Here is a 17,910-nt window from a genome sequence, read left to right as displayed (position 1 = left end):
TTAAAGCTTATTCTAACACATTACAACTTTTCATGAAAAAATTACTAGTATCACTAGCGGTGATCGGTGTTTGCATGTCGGTACATGCGCAGGAGTACTTTCCTAAAAATGATGGGGTAAAAACAACCAATTCTAATTACACAGTTTTTACCAATGCTACCATCCACACCACACCCGATGAGTTTATTAACAAAGGAACCCTAGTGGTTCAAAAAGGGAAAATCGTCGCTGTAGGCAAATCTGCTTCTATTCCTAAAAATAGCGTGGTTATCGACCTACAGGGCAAGCACATCTATCCTTCTTTTATTGATCCGTTTACTAATTTTGGGATTGAACCCCCTAAAGGTGGTGGCGGTAGCCCTTATGGTGGTAATCCACAGTACGGTCCCTCTAGAGAAGGCCATTATTGGAATGACCACATTCGCGCAGAGATCAATGCCTTGGATCATTTTAAATATGATGACAAAAAAGCAACGGAATATATTAAAGAAGGCTTTGGTGCCGTCAACACCCATATGCCAGATGGTATCGTCCGTGGTACGGGCTTATTAGTAGCCTTAAATAACGAAGGCTCTGAGGGGGAGCGATTGATCAGTGACCGCTCAGCACAGTTTTTATCTTTTGAAAAAAGTAAAGAAAGTAAACAGCTGTATCCTACCTCGCTTATGGGAGCTATGGCCCTGTTAAAGCAAGTATACCTGGATGCAGACTGGTATAGTAAAGGGAATGTAGCGACTAAAGATCAGTCCCTGGAGGCTTTTATCGCCAATAAAACTTTACCGCAGATCTTTGAAACCGACAGCCGTATCAATGGTTTCCGTGCGGATAAGGTGGGTGGTACTGGTGGGGTACAATACATTATCGTAGGTGGCGGAGATGAATATGCTCGCATCGACAAGGTAAAAGCGACCAATGCGTCATATATCCTTCCTTTGGATTTCCCAGATGCCTATGATGTTACGGATCCTTATGCTGCTAATTTGGTAAGTCTTGGGGATATGAAACACTGGAACCAGGCGCCTACCAATCCAGCTGCCTTAGCCAAAAATGGAATTACCTTCTCCATCACAGCCCATAAACTTAAAAAACTAGAGGAGCTTCAAAAAAACATAATGAAGGCGATCGAATATGGTTTGGATCGAAAAACAGCGATCAAAGCATTGACTACAGTGCCTGCTCAGCTTTTAGGGATGGGCGATCAACTGGGAACGCTTAAAAATGGTGCGTACGCTAACTTTTTAATTACCAAAGATGAGCTATTTACGAAGGACAATGTAATCTATGAAAACTGGGTACAGGGTAGTAAAAATGTCATCAATGATATGAATATCAAAGAAATCAAAGGCGAGTATGACATTACCCTGGCGAGTAAAACCTATGCGCTAAGTATTTCTGGTACGGCAGAAAAGCCAAAAGCGGAAGTAAAACAAGGTGACCTAAAGCTAGGTAGTAAGATTGAATACAGTAACGATTGGATCAACCTGACCTTTACGGATACTGATACCACCACTACCAAATACATCAGACTTATTGCTGCAGTTAAAGACAATACTGATGTACTCACTGGTAAAGCAATTTTAGCCAATGGGGCTGAAACCAGTTTTATGGCCAAGAAAAAACCAGCAACTGCGGATAGCAAGGACAAGAAAGACAACAAAGATAAGGACGAGAAAAAACCAGAAGTAGTTCCGGTTACCTATCCTAATAAGGCGTATGGTGCTGCTCAATTACCAAAGGCAGAAACGATCTTATTTAAAAATGCAACGGTTTGGACCAATGAAGCCGACGGCGTATTACAAGAAACCGATGTACTGGTCAAAGACGGTAAAATCGCTCAAATCGGCAAAAACCTATCTGCCGGAGGGGCTAAGGTTATTGATGCCACCGGTAAGCATATTACTGCTGGTATCGTAGATGAGCACTCGCACATTGCCGCTGCGGCGATTAATGAAGCGGGGCACAATTCTTCGGCCGAAGTGACTATCGAGGATGTAGTACAACCCGATGATATTGATATTTATAGAAACCTGGCCGGTGGTGTGACTTCCATTCAGATACTACACGGATCGGCAAACCCTATTGGGGGTAGATCTGCCATCATTAAGCTAAAATGGGGTCAAGATGCGGATAACCTGATCTATAGCAACACGCCTAAGTTTATCAAGTTTGCGCTTGGTGAAAATGTAAAACAGAGTAACTGGCAGAGTTTTAGCCGTTTTCCACAATCGCGTATGGGTGTGGAACAAGTGTATATGGATTATTTTTCGAGAGCGAGAGCTTATGAAAAAGCCAAGAAAAGTGGCGAACCGTATCGTAAGGATATCGAGTTAGAAACGCTGGTAGAGATCCTTAACGGAGAGCGCTACATCAGCTGTCACTCGTATGTACAAAGTGAAATTAATATGCTGATGAAAGTCGCAGAGAGCTTTGGGTTTAGAGTCAATACCTTTACCCATATTCTGGAGGGATACAAAGTAGCGGATAAGATGGCTGCACACGGTGTTGGAGGATCAACCTTCTCTGACTGGTGGGCGTATAAGTACGAAGTAAATGATGCCATCCCTTACAATGCTGCCATTATGCATAAAGAAGGCGTTACAGTAGCGATCAATAGTGATGATGCCGAAATGGCGAGACGCCTTAATCAAGAGGCTGCGAAGTCGGTGAAGTACGGTGGTATTAGCGAAGAAGATGCACTGAAGTTTGTAACACTTAATCCTGCGAAGCTATTACATATTGATGATCGTGTTGGTAGCATTAAAGTAGGTAAAGACGCGGATCTGGTACTATGGACAGACCACCCGTTATCTATTTACAGCAAAGCGGAAAAAACATTGATTGAAGGTGCGGTTTATTTTGATCTGGAAAAAGACAAAGCAATGCGTCAATCCATAGCCCAGCAAAAAAATAAGTTGGCCACAATGATGCTCGAAGCTAAAAACAGCGGACTCAAAACACAACCGGCTAAGAAAAAGGAGAAGCAACGTTTTGAGTGTAATACGTTAGAAACCATCCATTAAAAAATAGATCAGCTTCAGCTTTGATATAAGCAAGGCTGACACTAAGTAAAGACATAAGAACAATGAAACATATAGTAATAATCATAACGCTGCTATTCTTTTCCTTCGGAGAAGTAGCAGCCCAACAAACACCGGCCGATAAACAAACGGAAGCCATAAGTATTGTAGGTGCTACAGCGCATATCGGTGACGGTTCGGTGATCGAAAACAGTACGATCGTTTTTGAAAACGGTAAAATCACCGCTATAGGTACCAAAGCCAGTACAACGACCAAAGGTAAGGTCATCGATGCTAGTGGAAAACATGTATATCCGGGTATCATAGCGCCTAATACTACCCTAGGGTTAGTAGAAATTGGTGCGGTACGTGCCACAGACGATGATAGCGAAATAGGGTTATACAATCCACACGTGCGCAGTATTATTGCCTACAATGCCGAAAGTAAAATTGTAGAGTCTATGCGTCCAAGTGGCGTACTCATCGCTCAAACTACACCTAGGGGAGGCAGAATTTCGGGTACCTCATCCATTGTACAACTGGATGCCTGGAACTGGGAAGACGCCGCTATGAAAATAGATGATGGTATTCACATCAACTGGCCCAACCCTTTTACCAGAGGAAGATGGTGGATGGGTGAAGATCCTGGCTATAAACCCAACAAAAAGTATACTGAGCAAATCACAGAACTTGAAGATTTTATCAAACAAGCCAAAGCTACCATTCAAAGCAATGAAAAAGCGTATCACCTGCCCCATATGGCGATGAAAGGAGCGTTTGACGGTACGCAGAACTTGTACATTCACGTAGAATCTGAAAAGGCAATCCTGGATGTGATTAATTTTGCCCAAAAGCACAGCTTAAAAAACATTGTCATTGTAGGTGGTGATGAAGCCTATAAGGTAACTGCGCAGTTAAAAGCAGCCAATATTCCGGTGCTATTAACCCGAACACATTCTACACCAAACTTTGAAGATGATGATTATGATCAGCCCTATAAAAATGCACGCATCTTATTTGATAGTGGTGTTTTAGTAGGATTACAAAACAGTGGTCAAATGGAAAGAGCAAATGCACGGAATCTTCCATTTCAGGCAGGTACGGTAGCGGCACACGGTTTGGATAAAGAAAAAGCCTTACAGTTGATTACCCTTAATAATGCTAAGATCCTTGGAATTGATACTATGGCTGGTACTTTAGCGGTGGGCAAAGATGCTACCCTATTTATCAGTGAAGGTGATGCCTTAGATATGCGTACCAACCAATTGGATAAGGCCTATATACAAGGTAGAGATATCAGTTTAGAGAGTCATCACACCAAACTTTGGAAACGGTATAGTAAAAAATACGGTAAATAATTTAGGCATAAGCCTATAAGAATAGTCCTGCTAAGCGTTTGTTGTTTAGCAGGACTTTTTTTTAAAACTATTTCTTGACAGCGTCTGTCCTGAGCATAGTCGAAGGGCTCGATGTGACAGTGATGATATTTTTTACAATCTTCTTTTATCAATCAATACCAATTGAGTATTCTCAATTGAAAATTGCAACATTACATTTTAGTAAAGCCACAAGAAAATCAATTTTTCACTGCTCTTCCGACTGTTCTAAAAGTAATTCTCTGATTTGATGTAATGACTCTTTTCCGTATCCCCTTTCTATGATTTTCAACTCTTTATTTATCAATAAGAAGGTAGGATACGTCTGAATTCTAAGATCTTTGATTACCCTTGGATGATTTTTGCCTTTTGCGTTACCTTTTATAAAAACATGAGTCCAATTCATATCATGTTGTTCTATATAAGACGCGACTTTATTTCTTTCTTCATCATACGCAAAACTTACTATTGAAACCCTGTCAGGAAAATCAGTCTTCAATTTTACTAAATCTGGGGTAAGCTTGATACAAGGAGCACACCAGGTTCCCCAGAAATCTATTAATACATACTCATTTTGAGTCAAGAGCTGTGAAAGACTATTCGTTTTTAGGTTCATATCTATAAACCTAATATCCTTAATAGTTTCGCCTCTTCTATAACCGGTTAATTTTTCTTTTATCGCTAGTTTTTTTAAAAACAAACGAGACACCTGGTTATCAATACTATCCATTCTAAAATAAGAGCTACCTAACTGAATGGTATCCTTTAGTTTGTAGTCGATATAATCGTACTCTGCCCTTGTAGGGAACTTATCGTTTATTTTAGCAAATAAAAAATTAGGATAAAAAAGACTTCCAGGATCATAGGCAAGCTTGTAGATTTCATTTTCAATAGTAGTTTCGCCAGACCACCAGGGATCATAAGTTTGCATTTGTAATGACAATGTTGTTTTTATGGGATCATTTCGATAAACAATCGAACTATCATTCAATTTCACCTTATACATCAAAGTTATCAGCGCTGAATGACCATTTTTGAAGCCTTTATATTGTAAGGTATCTAATCGAGTTGTATACTTTCGCAAAGCCTCTCTTCCGTTCTTGTTGTTTAAAAATTCTTTAGAAAAATATAGCTTTCTATCATCACTAAAATCTTTATTATAATTTAAATCTAAAGAAATTACGATGCTATCATTTTCAAAACCAGAAAATAGGTGAATACCCTTAGGCTGCACAGAATCGTATAGTTTTGATGTTTTAAATCCATAATATTGAACTTTCAACGTATCAATAGCTGGAAGCCCTTTGATATCAATAGGCTGTTGATCGTATACATATAAAGGCCTGGAAGATGCGGGAAAAGGTCCATCTTCAATTTTTTTATGTAAAGAGATTACAACGTCGGTAACAGATGAAGCTCTATCCTCTTTTTGAGCACAAGCAAAAAGAAGAAAACAACTAAATACGATAAGTATTCTCATTTTGATCAAAATAAACTGAAACTCAGGAACAAGTTGTTCCTGAGTTGTCTAATAATTACCAAGATCGTGCTTTTTTAATACTTTACATTAATGAAGAATAATTAAAATTGACAAATTTCGATAGCATTTCGACAGCGCCTGTCCTGAGCATAGTCGAAGGGCTCGATGTGACAGTGATGATGTGTTTTACAACCCTTTTTGATCAGGTAACCTTACAAGGAAAATTCTTAGATTGACTTATTCCTTTAAAGTTATTTGAGTTCTGTTTACTTGTGAAGCACTTCAGCTTAAGAAAGTGCCCTAACAAATATATATGTTAAAAATGAAGCTAGCGGAATGGCAGTGTAAAATTCTTAAAATCAAGAATGGTTCTATTAGTAAGCATGTTTACTAGTGCAGCCTATGTTTACATAAAACAGAAAAGTTTCATTTTACACAATGTAGCGTGCAAAATTTTTAGCATATATTTCTTAAGGCTAGCTTTTTTTGTTTCTTTTTTGGGCAATGCAAAAAAGAAAAGATATGAGGATTTTGATATTTTCCTCATACCTAAGTTTTCAATAAATTTATAAATACAAATCTCATGTATGATGAAACTAGTTGTCTATTCATCTCTTTTACTAATGCATTCCTCTCGTAAACTCGTCGGATGCAGACAAGAAACGAATCAACCTGCTCGCCGTACTTAGTACTAAGGCAGGCGGGAGAAAACGACACTTTTTCATAGGAATTTTTTAGCTAAAGCTAAAAACCATTCTACAAACTCCGCGGTGCAAAGCACCTGAATCTCGGAGCTTTGTTAGAATTATTCTTTTGAAAAAGAAAGGTCTACTTTTACGATTTAAACTCCTTCATATCCTCGAGTGCGCTGATCAGCATATTAACGTGGTTTAGGGTACAGCTTTCACCCATGATACCGATTCGCCATATCTTTCCTGCAAAATCACCTAAGCCACCGCCTACTTCGATATTATATTCATCTAATAATTTTCTTCGGATCAAAGCCTCGTCGTTACCTTCAGGCAAATACACCGAATTCAAATTGGGTAAACGGTACTGTTCCTCTACCAAATACTTGAAACCTAAGTTTTCAAGCTTGGTCTTCAATACCTGGTGTACCTCCTGGTGTCGTTTCCATCGGTTTTCTAAGCCTTCTTCTAGTACTAAACGTAGCGATTCGCGCAACGCAAAAATTGAAGAAACCGGCGCCGTATGGTGATACGCTCTTTTGGATCCAGCCCAATAATTCTTTACGAGGGTCAGGTCTAAAAACCAACTCTGCACCTTGGTTTTTCGTTCGTCTAACACTTTTATCGCACGCTCAGAAAAGCTAACCGGTGATAATCCCGGCGGGGCACTTAAGCACTTCTGGGTTCCGGTATAAATAGCGTCAATATTCCATTCATCAACCTGAAGTTCCACCCCGCAATACGAAGTTACCGCGTCTACCATCAATAAGCCACCTGCATTATGAATAAGATCACTGATCTCCTGAAGCGGTTGTAAGGCTCCTGTAGAGGTTTCTGCATGGACCAAGGCCAGTAGTTTTGGCTTAGGACACTTCTCTAAAGCCGCTTTTACATCTGCTGTTGTAACGACAGTTCCCCATTGCTTTTCGATGCGGTGTACTTTGGCACCACAACGCTCGGCAATCTCAGACATTCTACCGCCAAACACACCATTGACTCCAATGATTACTTCGTCTCCTGGTTCAATCAGGTTTACCAGGCAAGTTTCCATACCGGCACTACCCGGTGCAGAAACGACAAAGGTTAAGTTGTTTTTGGTGATAAAGGTTTGCTGTACCATTTCCTTTACCTCATCCATGATCTCCACAAATTCTGGATCTAAATGCCCAATTAAAGGAGTTGCCATGGCTTGAAGGACTTTTGGGTGCGCATCAGAAGGCCCAGGCCCCATCAAAATTCTATTACTAGTATGCAATTCTTTGGTTATCATTTAATCTATAAATTTTACGATATCGTTTTCGTAAAGTTATTGAATTCAGAATATTGAAAAATCCAACTGATAATACATTTGTAATAAAACAACCTTAACGTTAAAAATTTAGTAGCTAAACCTGGTTATACAGGGTCTCGGTTGAAAATAATGCAAAAAAAAGCTTAATTTTTATCAAAAATAAATCTACGATTTTGGTTTCCCCCATCTATAGATGTGGTTTTTATCTTCAAATTGAAGTTTTTCCTTGTTATACCTGAAGGAATTTACATCTGCGTTTTCCATGATTTTCCCTTCAAAAAACACGTGATTTTTATCTTTACCATATTGATATTTAATCATTGTAAAGGTGGAAACATCCGCTTTTTCAATTCGCTGATCCTGAAAGTATACAGAGTTTTTATCTATAAAATACCCCTTGCTTACTAATTGAAAACTTTCAGCATCTACATTAGGGACTACTTTACCCTTGTAATAAATGTGTTCATCTGCCCTCAAAAATTGTGAGTCAGGTCCTACTAAGATTGAGCTACTGTCAGTAAACGGAATTACTATCAGCTCACGCCCGTATGACAAAAACATATATATAGATTGAGCATCCCTAATAATGGTTGAACTCAACATCTGTGTATTTTCGGGATTTGCAGCTATTTTTTGAAGTGGTTTATTAATTTGATGGAGGTACACTCCTAATTTATCTTTATAGAAATAATCGTTGACGGAACTAAATGTTTTAGGGTCTAATGCAGGTGCAATCGTGTCATTGTAATACACATGCTGCTTGTCTATTGAAAACGCAAAATCCAATTTTTTAAAGGTTTTAGGATCTGCACCTTTAATGATCTGTAAACATACCTTCGTTTGTGCTGTATCGCAATTCGTTTGTAATGAATACACATGGTTTTTATCCATGGGAACATTATCGAACTTTACGGTAAAAGAAGGGATATCTACAGCGGTTTTGATAGTTCTATACATATGGTATGCATTGTTTTTGTCTTTGGCATAAGATTTAGACAATACCTCAAACGACGGCAAATCTGCCTGAAAACTAGTCTTACCTAATTCAAACCAATTTCCCATAGGGCTGTACACCAAACTATTACCATCGGTAGCGTAATAATACGCATCCGATTTTTCTTCATTAACGGGATCGCCCAATTGATTAAATAATCGGTAAACCCCATACCCTACTAAACAAATGACAGCTACGACCACGATAGCGAATCCCATTACTATTTTTTTCAACATACCAATCTAATATCTAGTAGTACTACTAACTTTATTTCGTAAAACTAGGGAATATTGAAAACAATACGAGTACGGAAAAGGAAGTATCTAAATTTAAAGGTTGGATTTTTGCTTTTTTTCGCTAATTCCGCGAATATCCCTGGCTTAGCATTTTGGCAAGGTGACACAAAAAGTACTCCCTACTCCTAGCGAACTTTGAACACTGATATCACCTCGATTTAGCTTAATCAACTCTCTACAAATTTTCAAACCTAATCCAGTACCGGACTCATTATGGGTTCCTTTTGTGGTCAGTGTAATATCGGAGAAGATTTTAGTTATATTTTCTTCGGTAATCCCAACCCCGGTGTCTTCAAAATAAATCGTGGTTTGATCCTCTGCCTCCTCCTTAGAAATGGTAATCGAATCACCAGCACTACAAAATTTAACGGCATTGGCGATTAAATTTTGTACCACAATTGTACACATATCTTTATCCGCAAACACTTTGGTGAAACCGGTTAAATTATTAATCAATTGAATCCCCTTATTAGAAGCTTTATTTGCAAAAAAGGCAAATTTATCATTTACAATTTCTGAAAAATCAAAGTCACTCGGCTTGGCATTTAGACTATTCATTTGAGATTTGGACCAATTCAGTAGATTGGTCAATAATATGGAGGTTTGATGCGCACTGGTTGATAGTACTGGTATGATCTCTTTAAACTCACTTTCAGAAATCATATCGTCTTTCAACAAATTAAGGGTGCTGTCTAGTCCGTGAATCTCATTTTTTAAATCATGTGATATTATGGAAAACAATTTGTCTTTTACCTGATTGGATTCGTTAAGTTCCTTAATATATTTTACTCTCTGTAATCGTGTCTTAATGATTCCAATGATAAAAATAATAGCAACAATAAAAGCAGCTATGGCAATATAAGTATATACCTTTTGCTTAAACAAGGCTTTATCAGCTTGTTGTTTTTCAATTTTTCGTTTATCCAAAAGCGCTTGATGTTTTTTCTCATTCTCTAACCGCTTTCTTATCAAATCAATTTTCTTGCTGGATTCATTTAGGGTGTGATCTTCATACAATTGTTTATAGCGATTGCTCCACGCGTAGGCATCCTTATAATTTCCGCGTGTAGAATCTAATTTTGCCAACAACTCATAACTATCCAACAACAAAGGTGTTGAGTTGATGGCTTCAGAAGTCTCCCTTGCTTCAGATAAATACCTTGCAGCTTCATTATAATTGTTCGTTTTCATCGCTATTTCACCAAGGGATAATTTGGTACGGATTAATCGCAATTGATATTCTACTTTACCCCCGATTTGCAGCGAAGACTCATAGTATTTCTTTGCTTTGTCGTATTCTTTTTTATGATAAGCTATTTCGCCTAATAAAATATAGGCTTCTGCCATACCGGCGTCATTTCCTTCTTCTTTATTTTTTACCAATGATTTATCCAAAATCACCAAGGCGCTATCTAATTTTGACTGATTGACATAGGCTGAAGCCAAATTATTATAGGTTGGGCCAATCAAATTCGAATTGGTTTGCTCCTTAAGTGCTATGGATTTGAAGTAACATTTTTTTGCATCTTCTATCTGGTTGAGATCAAGATGTACATTACCCACATTATTGATGGTAACTGCCAGGCTTGTGCTATCTTTAAGCTTTTCGTAATACAAATTGGCTTCAAGAAGATGTGTAATACTTTTTTCTGGGTTACCTAGTTTTTGTTCAATAACCGCTTTATTGTTTTGGATAATTGCTAACCCTCTATCAAAATTTACCTTTTTGAAATAGTACGAAGCATGATCAAAACACTTTAAGGCCTGATACAGTTGATCCGTTTGGTTATAGAGGTATGCTTTTTCATTATAGATTTTACCAACCCCTTTATAATACTTGATTTTTTTTGAAATGCCTATCAGTGTATCACAATACTGTAGGGCATCATCAAATAGTTCTCTTTTATTCATTTCATACACCAAGTCTGCAGCTTGGTTGATATGTAAAGAATCCTTTGTAGATGTAGTGACTTGAATAAGACTGTCCAATTGTTTTTGCTGGGCAATAGCAAAAACACTAATCATAAGACAAAGAAGTAAAGCAATAGTAGAAGTACTAAATTTCATGATAACATTTTAGGGCACTTAAAAATAATCTTTTTTTGGTTGAAATCTAATTATTTTGCGCAAAAATAACCTTTTATCTATAAAATCATACTTTTTAACGATAAAAATTACTAAAAATAGTACTAGGTAGCATTACAAAAAGCAAAGTGTTTTTAGATGTTTTCTAAAAAATTGACGCATTTTAATTTTTATTACTTGTTTACAGTAAGTTTTGTGGGATTCGCTATATAGACATAGGCGAAGCACAAAGAAAAGATGATATACACTACAGTAATTCCTATCATAATCGAAAACACATCACCTGAAAATTGGTGAACCACCTTAACTAAAGCAAAGGAACTAATGACATAATGCGCTAAATTACCCACCACTAAGGGTTTGCTATAGATCCCGCCTATAAGATTATTTTTTGCCATCCAATTGAGCATTGCAAAACCCAGGTATAACGCACCTAAAACCTGTAACAACAGCCGAGTCACTTGATCGGAATTACTATTGAGATTTTGGGCGATTTCTTGTGGTAGAAAAGTCAATGCCAACCCCGTTAAACCTAAATAAACAGCGGTTGCCATCATTAAAATCTTAGTATTCATAACGCTTTTTTGGTCGAGATACATCGACTATGAATTTTAAATTCATAACCTTATCCAATTAAGGAATAAAACTAAAAGAATGGTATGTCTCTAAACACCCTGAAAGCAGTGAATTATAAAATATCAGGTTTTTTGTTTTTTCTTCTTAGCCGCAGGAAAAAGAACATTGTTTAAGATTAATCGATAACCGGGCGATGTAGGGTGCAATTCTAATTCCGTTTTAGGATCTCCTACCCTATGGGTATAATCCTCAGGGTCGTGCCCCCCATAAAAGGTAAAAAAACCTTTGCCCTTGATACCGTGGATGTATCTGGCTTCGCCATTGGTTTTGTTTTCTCCTAGTACCAATACATTGGATTTAACTTCGTTTGGATTATAGGCTGTGGTTTGTCCCATAAATCCTTTAACCAACATAGTATGATTTTGACACAACATCGTAGGCACAGGATCCCATTTGGCAGAAAACTCCATCAAAGAAAAATAATCTGTTTCTTTATTGATTCTACGATTACGGGTCATATCAATAGAAGAAAACTCATATACATTAGGACTACGCTCTAGCGTAAAATTCTTAAACGCAAAGGTTTTACTATAATCTATCTTGGATTGATAACCTGGATCGCTAGGATCCCCATCGAACATAGGTTCACAAATATCTACACCTTCCGCTGCTAGGGCAATATCAAAACTATCGGTAGCACTGCACATGGCAAACATAAAACCTCCACCTACTACATAATCTCTTATTTTGAGCGCAACAGCCAATTTTTGGTCCGACACTTTACTATAGCCCAGTTCTGCAGCTTGTTTTTCTGCTTCTGCTTTTTCTTGTATATACCAAGGTGTGGCTCTGTAATTAGCATAGAATTTACCATACTGACCAGTAAAATCTTCGTGATGCAAGTGTAACCAATCGTATAAAATCAGATTATCATTGAGTACCTCTTGATCATATATGGTTTCATAAGGTATTTCTGCAAAAGTCAATACCATAGTTACCGCATCATCCCAGGGTTGATTCCCTTTAGGAGAATATACCGCTATTTTAGGTGCTTTTTCTAAAATAACAGCCTCCATATTTTTTGAAGGACTACTGATTTCATCTAGGATTGCAGTAGTTTCTGCGTCGGATAAGACCTCATAAGAAACCCCACGGATGGTACATTCTTTACGGATTTGTTCTGTATCAGGTAGTAAAAAAGAACCACCACGATAATTGAGCAACCATTTTACTTTAAGATCCTTACTTAAAGTCCAGTAGGTTATTCCATAGGCTTTAAGGTGGTTTTGTTGCGTTTCTGCATCCATTGGTAATAAGACATAAGATGCCTTAGCTACAGTACTACAACATAAAACTATTACTACAAAAAGGTATTTAAAAAGGTACTTCGTCTTCATCATCATTAGAATCGTTTAGGCTGCTTCCGAAAGCTTCATCCGCACTAGGAAAATGAGAAGTACTAAACGGTTCTTCTTCATTTCCGTCGTTCATTTTAGAATGAAATTCAAAAGGAGTGCCAAAGTCATCTAAGTTATCAAATTTACCTAAATGTCCAATGAATTTTAACCTGATATTGTCCAATCCACCATTTCTGTGCTTGGCGACAATAAATTCACCTTGACCTTGTGTTGGTGAACGTTCTTCATCGTCCCATTCATCAATCTTATAATATTCTGGTCTATAGATGAAGGCAACGATATCCGCATCCTGCTCAATTGCTCCAGATTCCCTAAGGTCACTTAACAACGGACGCTTACTACCCCCACGGGTTTCAACCGCACGAGATAACTGAGATAAAGCTATTACAGGTACCTCTAATTCTTTAGCCAAGGCTTTTAGGTTACGCGAAATAGTAGAGATCTCTTGCTCTCGATTTCCATTCTTTCCACTTCCACCAGCAGTCATTAACTGTAAATAATCGATTACAATCATTTTAATACCGTGCTGAGAGGCAAGACGCCTTGCCTTTGCCCTTAAGTCAAATATAGAAAGTGAGGGGGTATCATCGATAAAAAGTGGCGCTTTTTCCAGATCCTTGACTTTAACATTTAGTTGTTCCCACTCGTGCTTTTCTAACTTACCTGTCCTTAATTTTTCTGAAGAAAGACCGGTCTCAGAAGAAATCAATCGTGTAATTAACTGAACCGATGACATCTCTAGTGAGAAAAATGCAACAGGTATATTTTGACCTACGGCCATATTTCGAGCCATGGACAAGGTTAGCGCTGTTTTTCCCATACCTGGACGGGCAGCCACAATGATTAAATCACTTGGCTGCCATCCTGAGGTAAGTTTATCCAATTTATCAAACCCAGATGGGATCCCACTCAGACCTTCTTTGTTAGATATCTCCTGTATTTTCTTTTTGGCCTGGATAACCAAACTTTGTGCTGTTTCTGTAGATCGTTTAATGTTACCTTGGGTAACTTCGTACAATTTAGATTCTGCGGCGTCTAATAAATCAAAAACATCAGATGTTTCATCATAAGCCTCTTCAATAATTTCATTCGAAATTTTGATCAAGCTACGCTGAATGTATTTCTGTAAAATAATACGTGCATGGAACTCAATGTGTGCAGAAGATGCTACTTTTTGGGTAAGTTGAATCAAATAATAATCTCCTCCTGCAACTTCGAGCTTAGCATCTTTCTTCAATTGACTCGAAACAGTTAATAAGTCAATTGGTTCTGAATTTTGAAACAATTTATAAATCGCTTCAAAAATGTATTGATGTGCTTCTTTGTAGAAAACGTCTGGATTAAGAATATCGATAATTTCATCGACTCCCTTTTTATCGATCATCATTGCGCCAAGCACAACTTCTTCTAAATCAGTAGCTTGCGGAGGTATTTTCCCCTTTTCTAATGAAATTATATTTGCTCCCCCGTATTTAATGTTTTTAACCTCTGGCACTTTTTCCATAGTTACGAATGTAAAAAAATTGTAAAGAGATCGCCCCTTTTACAAAGATACGAATGTTAACAGCTCTTCAACAATCCTGCTGTTAATAACTTCTATTTATTGTTAATAAGCATAAAAAAATCCGAAACTGCAAGTTTCAGATTTTGTTAGCAAGTGTTTTCTTAGGGATTATCCTTTAAAAACCCCCATGTTACTATATTTTTCCATTCTGGATTCCACCAATTCTTCTGGTGATAAGTTTTTCAACTCTTGAAAATTTTCAAAAATTCGATCTCTAACGATAGCAAACGCTTTTTCGCGATCAGTATGTGCACCTCCAAGCGGTTCCTTTACAATCTCATCGATAAGCTTTTGCTTTTTCATATCCTTGGCAGTCAACTTCAGTGCTTCAGCTGCCTGTTCTTTATATTCCCAGCTTCTCCATAAGATAGAGGAACAAGATTCTGGAGAGATCACAGAATACCAAGTATTTTCTAACATCAACACTCTATTTCCTACTCCAATTCCAAGGGCTCCACCACTCGCACCTTCTCCTATAATCACCACAATGATAGGTACCTTAAGGCGTGTCATCTCCAAAATATTTCGTGCAATAGCTTCCCCTTGTCCTCGTTCTTCAGCTTCTAAGCCTGGATAAGCACCCGGTGTATCTACAAAGCAAACTACAGGTATATTGAATTTCTCTGCACTTTTCATAAGTCGTAATGCTTTTCGATATCCTTCGGGATTAGCCATACCAAAGTTTCGATATTGTCTGGTTTTGGTATTGTACCCTTTTTGTTGGCCTACGAACATAAAACTTTGGTCACCTATTTTTCCTAAACCACCAATCATGGCTTTATCATCTTTAACCGTTCGATCCCCGTGTAATTCTAAAAAAGAATCTCCACAGATAGCCTTGATATAATCTAAGGTATAGGGTCTAGAAGGATGCCTGGATAACTGCACGCGCTGCCAAGCCGTAAGATTCTTATAGATTTCTTTTTTGGTTTCCTTTAGTTTCCTTTCGATTTGTTTACAGGTATCAGAAACATCCACATTACTTTCTTCACCTATCTCACAAGCTTTATGGTATTGCTCTTCTAATTCTTTGATAGGGAGTTCAAAATCTAAATATTCCATAATATAAGATTAGATTTATTTGTTTCAAGGGTTAGCAGACAAATATAAAAACTTTAGTTGGTATAGTTGCTTTTAAAAGGAGCTCTTTTTAGTTTTTTAGCATTTTTAAAAATACCATTTAGTAGCACAGTCGCTAGAATAATTGCAGCACCATAGTAAAACTGTACACTCATTTGTTCTGCGTCTCCAAATATCAAAAAGGCTAAAAAGATACCGTAAACGGGTTCTAAATTAATGGTTAACATCACCGTATACGGACTTAAAAACTTCATGACCTTAACAGAAGCGATAAAGGCATAGGCGGTACAGATAATGGAAAGAATCATTAAATACATCCAATCAGATGCGGATAAAATAAAAAATGCTTTCGTGAAACCTAAGTCAGTCTTACCAAGTACCGAAGTTATAAGCAGATATATGGTTATTAATCCTACCCCACATCCTAATTCATAAAAAGAGATCCTACTGGGGTTATGCCGCTTCGCTAATTTACCGTTAATAAGCGAAAAAACAGCCGATAAAAATGCAGAAATAATGGCTAAGATGATCCCAGTCACGTACTCCCCTTCTACCTTAAAAATTATATACAATCCTCCAATTACGATAAGTCCAAAAAGCACTTCATACCAAATAATTTTTCGTTTATAAAACAGCGGTTCTAATAAAGAGGTAAAAAATGCTCCTGAAGATAAAATCGATAAGGTTATAGAAACATTAGAGGCTTTAATGGCTCCAAAAAATGTAATCCAATGCAATGCAATGACAGCCCCGGCAAAAGACAAGAGATAAAAGTCTTGCTTACTTACCTGTAATGGTATTTTCATCAATTTGATATAAATGAAAATAAATATAGTAGCGGTAAGCATTCTATACCAAACTAAGGGTAAAGCTTCAATAGTTATTAATTCGCCAAGTATTGCGGTAAATCCCCAAATAAAAACGATAAAATGGAGATGGAAATAATTTTGGAGTTTAACGTTTGGCATTGTAGAGTAAATAAATAGCTAAAATCCCAAAAGTTACATTAGGAAACCAAACAGCTACAATAGGTGGAAAATCAGATTGATCTGCCATAGTACCTAGTACTTTGTCAAAAAATATAAAAACAAAAGCTAATGAAATACCAACGGCTAAGTTGATCCCCATGCCTCCTCTTCGTTTTACGGAAGACACTGCAACACCGATAACGGTTAAAATAAAAGCTGAAATAGGTATACTCCACCGTTTGTATGCAACTACCATATACCTATTGATATCGGAAGAACCCCGTTTTTTTTCCTTTTCTATAAAATCACTCAATTCCGTATAATTCAATGTTTCGGCAACATAAGTTACCGGCGTAAACTCGTCGATATTAAAAGGGAGCACCGTATCTTTTTTTCTGGCTTTTTCGATTATGTCTCCGTTTTCAAGCACCTTTCGCTTTACGAAATCTCTCATTTCATAAATGCTGTCTTTTTCAATAAACACAATTCTTCTTGCAGAAATTTTAGTATCCAAACGATTGCCGTCAAAATACTCTAAAGTAAAATTGGTAGCCGATTTTTTCAACGGTTCAAAATTACTGGCATACAAAAATATACTATCGTTAAGCTGTCGATATACATTACGAGTATCTTGAATTTTTCTTCCTTTTTTGAGATACGTATATTTAAAATCGTTAAAACCTTCGCTTGCTTTTGGCGCTAAAAAAAGTCCCATAGCCAGCGCACCAATACAGATAATGATTGCTCCTATCATATATGGCCTTAAAAAACGCCAATAAGACACTCCTGAGCTTAAAAAAGCAACAATCTCTGTTTTATTCGCTAGTTTTGAGGTAAACCAAATGACCGATAGAAATACAAAAAGCGGAAATAATAAATTGGCGAAATACACCGTAAAATCGAGATAATACGCTAACACCGCCTTCAAAGGAGCCTCGTGCTCCAACATATTATCTATCTTTTCTGACAGGTCTACAATGATCCCAATTGGTATAAAAAGGAGTATCATGGTAAAAAAAGTACCTAAGTATCTTTTAAGAATGTACCAATCTAATATTTTCATCAAAATTACTTTA

Annotated in this window: 12 protein-coding genes; 2 read left to right on the top strand and 10 right to left on the bottom strand. The window is 37.3% G+C overall.

Features of this window, described 5'->3' with window-relative positions; genetic code table 11:
- The first annotated feature begins 32 nt into the window (after positions 1 to 32).
- Positions 33 to 3,020 (top strand): amidohydrolase family protein, encoded by a 2,988-nt coding sequence (locus EV197_RS08730; RefSeq protein WP_130286376.1) that lies wholly within the window; start codon positions 33 to 35, stop codon positions 3,018 to 3,020.
- A 62-nt stretch (positions 3,021 to 3,082) separates the two neighbouring features.
- The gene (locus EV197_RS08725) at positions 3,083 to 4,375 is read left to right on the top strand and encodes an amidohydrolase family protein (protein ID WP_130286375.1); all 1,293 of its coding nucleotides are present in this window, start codon (positions 3,083 to 3,085) and stop codon (positions 4,373 to 4,375) included.
- A gap of 226 nt (positions 4,376 to 4,601) precedes the next feature.
- Here the strand turns inward: EV197_RS08725 and EV197_RS08720 are convergent, their stop codons facing one another.
- The 10 genes from EV197_RS08720 to EV197_RS08675 form a co-directional block, all read right to left on the bottom strand.
- Positions 4,602 to 5,873 carry a TlpA family protein disulfide reductase gene (locus tag EV197_RS08720; protein ID WP_130286374.1) on the bottom strand — a complete coding sequence of 424 codons (1,272 nt, stop codon included), beginning with the start codon at positions 5,871 to 5,873 and terminating at the stop codon, positions 4,602 to 4,604.
- 834 nt (positions 5,874 to 6,707) lie between these two features.
- A complete protein-coding gene (locus EV197_RS08715; protein ID WP_130286373.1) occupies positions 6,708 to 7,832 on the bottom strand; it encodes a pyridoxal-phosphate-dependent aminotransferase family protein in 1,125 nt (374 codons plus the stop codon).
- Between the two features lie 186 nt (positions 7,833 to 8,018).
- Complete coding sequence (locus EV197_RS08710) at positions 8,019 to 9,083, bottom strand: DKNYY domain-containing protein (protein WP_130286372.1); 1,065 nt, start codon at positions 9,081 to 9,083, stop codon at positions 8,019 to 8,021.
- A gap of 144 nt (positions 9,084 to 9,227) precedes the next feature.
- A complete protein-coding gene (locus tag EV197_RS08705) occupies positions 9,228 to 11,210 on the bottom strand; it encodes an ATP-binding protein (protein WP_130286371.1) in 1,983 nt (660 codons plus the stop codon).
- A 191-nt stretch (positions 11,211 to 11,401) separates the two neighbouring features.
- Positions 11,402 to 11,803: a hypothetical protein gene (locus EV197_RS08700; protein ID WP_130286370.1), complete on the bottom strand. Its 402-nt coding sequence runs from the start codon at positions 11,801 to 11,803 to the stop codon at positions 11,402 to 11,404.
- A 123-nt stretch (positions 11,804 to 11,926) separates the two neighbouring features.
- The gene (locus EV197_RS08695; RefSeq protein WP_130287092.1) at positions 11,927 to 13,111 is read right to left on the bottom strand and encodes an asparagine synthetase B; all 1,185 of its coding nucleotides are present in this window, start codon (positions 13,109 to 13,111) and stop codon (positions 11,927 to 11,929) included.
- A gap of 67 nt (positions 13,112 to 13,178) precedes the next feature.
- The gene (gene dnaB / locus EV197_RS08690) at positions 13,179 to 14,726 is read right to left on the bottom strand and encodes a replicative DNA helicase (RefSeq protein WP_130286369.1); all 1,548 of its coding nucleotides are present in this window, start codon (positions 14,724 to 14,726) and stop codon (positions 13,179 to 13,181) included.
- Between the two features lie 168 nt (positions 14,727 to 14,894).
- Positions 14,895 to 15,848, bottom strand: coding sequence for an acetyl-CoA carboxylase carboxyltransferase subunit alpha (locus tag EV197_RS08685; protein WP_130286368.1), 954 nt, complete (start codon positions 15,846 to 15,848; stop codon positions 14,895 to 14,897).
- 53 nt (positions 15,849 to 15,901) lie between these two features.
- Positions 15,902 to 16,834, bottom strand: a complete 933-nt coding sequence (locus EV197_RS08680) for a DMT family transporter (protein WP_130286367.1) — start codon at positions 16,832 to 16,834, stop codon at positions 15,902 to 15,904.
- Positions 16,821 to 17,897, bottom strand: a complete 1,077-nt coding sequence (locus EV197_RS08675; RefSeq protein ID WP_130286366.1) for an LptF/LptG family permease — start codon at positions 17,895 to 17,897, stop codon at positions 16,821 to 16,823. The genes EV197_RS08680 and EV197_RS08675 overlap by 14 nt, the downstream gene beginning before the upstream one ends.
- Positions 17,898 to 17,910 lie beyond the last annotated feature (13 nt).

The organism is Aquimarina brevivitae, from assembly GCF_004216895.1.
GTDB classification, from domain to species: domain Bacteria; phylum Bacteroidota; class Bacteroidia; order Flavobacteriales; family Flavobacteriaceae; genus Aquimarina; species Aquimarina brevivitae.
This window is presented reverse-complemented; position numbering and strand designations above follow the sequence as displayed.